The 3722-nt window shown below is 56.6% G+C and carries 4 protein-coding genes; 3 read left to right on the top strand and 1 reads right to left on the bottom strand.

Going from position 1 to position 3722, the window contains the following annotated elements; translation table 11 throughout:
* From AC1D1Z_RS35050 to AC1D1Z_RS35040, 3 genes are all read left to right on the top strand, one after another.
* On the top strand, window positions 1-1252 hold a 1252-nt coding region (locus tag AC1D1Z_RS35050; RefSeq protein ID WP_477853383.1), incomplete at its 5' end, for a hypothetical protein.
* Window positions 1253-1298: 46 nt separating this feature from the next.
* Window positions 1299-2903, top strand: coding sequence for a patatin-like phospholipase family protein (locus AC1D1Z_RS35045; protein WP_477853381.1), 1605 nt, complete (start codon window positions 1299-1301; stop codon window positions 2901-2903).
* Window positions 2893-3126 carry a hypothetical protein gene (locus AC1D1Z_RS35040; protein ID WP_080865315.1) on the top strand — a complete coding sequence of 78 codons (234 nt, stop codon included), beginning with the start codon at window positions 2893-2895 and terminating at the stop codon, window positions 3124-3126. Before AC1D1Z_RS35045 ends, AC1D1Z_RS35040 begins: the two co-directional genes overlap by 11 nt.
* A 259-nt stretch (window positions 3127-3385) precedes the next feature.
* Here AC1D1Z_RS35040 and AC1D1Z_RS35035 read toward each other — a convergent pair.
* On the bottom strand, window positions 3386-3722 hold a 337-nt coding region (locus AC1D1Z_RS35035; protein ID WP_477853380.1), incomplete at its 5' end, for a hypothetical protein.

Raw genomic sequence — 3722 nt, 5'->3', positions numbered from 1 at the left:
GTACGACGGGCTGATTGATAGCCTTGATGAGCTCGATCTCGAAAAGGAAGCCATCAGGACGGCGCGCGCGACGTTGCGTCATTTCCACAAGACCATTCATGACAAGGATCTCATCACTTACTATGAGGAAGAGAACCAAAGCCTTGAGCACGTCCTGAATATTTTCATCCGGATGAACAGTGGCGGTACGCCCCTTTCCTATTCCGACCTTCTCTTGTCGGTCGCGGTTGCGCAGTGGGAAAAGGTGGATGCACGAGAAGCCATCCATTCGCTCGTGGACGAGATGAACGACCAAGGCGACGGCTTCAAATTTACGAAGGATTTGGTGCTGAAGGCTGGCCTGATGCTCTCCGATATCGGCAGCGTCGGCTTTAAGGTCGAAAATTTCAATAAGACCAACATGGCGGTGCTCGAGGCAAATTGGCCAAAAATCCACGAGGCGATGCTGATCGCTGTTCAGCTCTTGGCATCCTTTGGATTCAGCGGCCAGAACCTGCGAGCGGAAAGCTCGATCCTCCCGATCGCCTACTACATTTACGCGCGCAAGGCCGATGAGGCCTATCTGCATCGTGCGGAATTCGCCTCGGATCGCGAGAATATCCGGCTTTGGTTGATCAGGAGCGTTCTCAAGGCATCTGGCATCTGGGGAAGCGGCCTCGATACCCTGCTGACCGCATTGCGCGAGAAAATCAGCTTGCACGCCACCACTGGGTTTCCTGTGAATGAGCTTGAGACGGTCATGGCGCTGCGCGGTAAGTCGCTGACCTTTACCGACGTCGAGATCGACGAGCTCTGCGACCTAGCCTACGGGGACGCTCGTACGTTTGCGCTTCTCTCCATGATATTTCCGGGCTTCGATCTGTCGCGGCATTTCCATGTCGATCATATCTATCCGCAGAGCCGCTTCACGGACGCGCAGCTGCGCAAGGGCGGTGTGACGGAGAAGCTTTGGGCGTCGCTGCAGGAAAAGCAGAACAGGTTGCCGAACCTCCAGCTCCTGGAAGGCCCGATCAACAATCAGAAGCGACAGAAAATGCCACACGAATGGTATGCCTGGACGAAGCCGGACGAGATCGCCCGGCGGCAATACCTGGCAGGCCTGGAAATCTCCTCCCTGCCGGAAACCATCGAAAAATTTCCCGATTTCTACGACCAGCGACGGGCGGCGCTGAAGATGCGCATTGTTCAGGCTTTGGGACAAAGCCAGCTCGCTTCGGGTTCAGCAACGAAAGCGGTCGTACAAATCGCATGACAATTAAGGTCTGCTTTCCGGTTTTACGCAATCATGGTGCCTGTTGATGCAGCGCGTCTACTGCATCTTCGAGGGAGCCGGCGCACGTGGGCTGGGCCATATAGGTGCCTATCGATCTATCTCGAAGCAAAGTCTCGACATCCGAGGCTTCGCAGGCACATCGGCCGGAGCAATTGTCGCGGCACTTGCCTGCAGCGGATACTCCGCCGAGGAACTCTTTTCAGAAGCGACTGGAAAAACAATCCTGGATCGTCTCGACCTTGAGACGACCAATGCGGACGCCAGTCAGGTCCYTCGGCCAGCGATCACGCCGGCAAACTTGTTCGGCAAGAGTCAGTGGTGGAAGATCAGGCTGATTCGCTTCTTGCTCGACAGGGTCTGGATTGTCTGGTTCCTCGCTCTGAGTACCGTCGGAATCGTTCTTCCGGGCCTGTTTCTCTATCCCCGGCCGGCGCTGCTGCTGCTGGTGGTGATGCTCGGGATCGCCGGTATTGCCGCGTGGATGATTGCCCGGGGTGTTGTCGAACTCGATCCGGTGAGAGTCGGCATCGATCAGCTTCTGCGCATCAAAGTCCGCGGAAGCCGGCTCGGCCCGCCTGTCACTTTTTCGGATCTTGCGGCCGCAAGCTGTGCGCCGCTGAAGGTGGTCGCCGCCAATATCTCAGAGCAGGAAACGACGGTGTTTTCCGTCGAAACAACCCCAGATATCGCCGTTGCCGAAGCGGTCTGCGCCTCGATTGCCATACCTGGCGTGTTCAAACCGCGGAAGATAGGGACAAGTTGGTACATGGATGGCGGTTTGGTCTCCAACCTCCCGGCATGGACGTTTGACGACGAACGCGCCATMGATCGCGATGCCTTGACCGCGGCRATCGAAATAGGAGAGACCTCCCACGGTTCATCCGAGAGCGGCGACTGGACCCTCGGTTCGGCTTTCCGCACCATGCTCTTCGGGGCTGGCGTGCTCAACAAGCGCGGCGTCGATCGGTTGACGCCGGAACGACTGGTCGTCGATATCGGCCTCCTCGACTTCGACATCGGCTTCGAGCGGACTAAGGAGATTGTTCGGGACTCCGAGGCGTATTGCGACATCAATCTCATCGACCGGATGATCGAGCTTCCTTTCCTGATGAACGAGACGTGCAACAAGGTCGCTGTGCGTTGTCACGAGATCCTGTCCACGGCGTTCGACGCCGCAGGTTTTGTTCACGACGGCTTTCGTACCAGGCTCGCGGTTGCGCTTCCCGTTGGTCCTCGGGTCAAGACCCTTCGCCTGGAATACAGTTCCGGCTATGACGATCTCTCGGACGAGAGGATTTCCTTGCCGGTGGAGCGGTCTTTTGTCGGTCGCGCCTGGAACGAGAACGACACTTTGTACATTTCGAAGAGTGACGCCGTGACCTGGGGAGAAAGTCTGTATGCTCCGGAAGATCGATGGCTTCGCAAGCTGATCTGGAAGGACCTGTCCTGGGTTCTTTGCGTACCGGTGGAGCTTGCTCCRGGATCAAAGGCGGTAGTAACGCTTGACGGGGACAAGGAGCTGGAATTCGACGAGCAGGCGCTGCAGGAGTTGCTGGACGAGATGGAACGCATTATATTGGATGAATTCCAGTCACTGGAAGGTGGAAGGGAACTGGTTCATGCCCGTTAAAATGTTGTCGCGCCCGAAAAAGACTGCTGAGTCTACAAGCTCGAGTGCGGCTGTGCGATCGGCTGTGCGTGTGAAGTCAGCTGAATACAAGACGCAAACCGATAGCGGCAAGAAGGTTTCGGAGCTGGCGAAGAAAATTCGCGAGTTCGATGCCAAGGTCGAAGCAAACCCTCGCTCGCTTGTTCGCGGGCGCGTTGCCAAAGCGGGACTTTTCAAAATCTAAGCCTCTTCAATTTATCCCCTCGCGCGCCGCGATACGGCTGACTGTTACCACCGAAGGTTTACGGTTTTCGATCCGGCCAATGCCGGTCATACAAGAGGCGCGCGCCGTCATGGCAACTCGATCGAAGGGCTGGATCTTCCGGCCCCGCAGATTTTCCGGAACCGGTCTGCGGGGGAACATTCAAGGCCGGTGAAGTTTACCGCGCAGGTCGGCGCCAGGACGCTCCCGCTGTTTGGCCTGGTCGAGATACTCAGCCGGGCTATTTCGAAGGCCTAGCAACTAAGTCGTGGATGAAATGGCCTCGCGCGAATTCATGCATGTACCGCTCCCACATAGTTGCTTGCCAAAAACCAACCAAGCCGTTGTTACGAAGAGCATCGAATGCCATTTTCGCAATTCTCACAAACAGCCGTGTTCCATCGGGGCGTCTCAGGAGACCATTCAATAGGTCGCTGAAATAATGCTCACGGTCTGTCACGAAACGCGTTTGAGTCCAAAAATGGAAAGCAAGCTCAGAAGCAACCGGCACCAGCGACGACGCGTCAACCCGAGCGTCTGTGACTATCTCGGCTAACGTCGAGAAGACAGGCGTATCC

The organism is Rhizobium sp. P1_E1 (genome assembly GCF_056406015.1).
This window is presented reverse-complemented; position numbering and strand designations above follow the sequence as displayed.

Coding starts and splice junctions, on each gene's coding strand:
- AC1D1Z_RS35040 (WP_080865315.1), top strand. CDS start 2,893: ATGCCCGTTAAAATGTTGTCGCGCCCGAAAAAGACTGCTGAGTCTACA.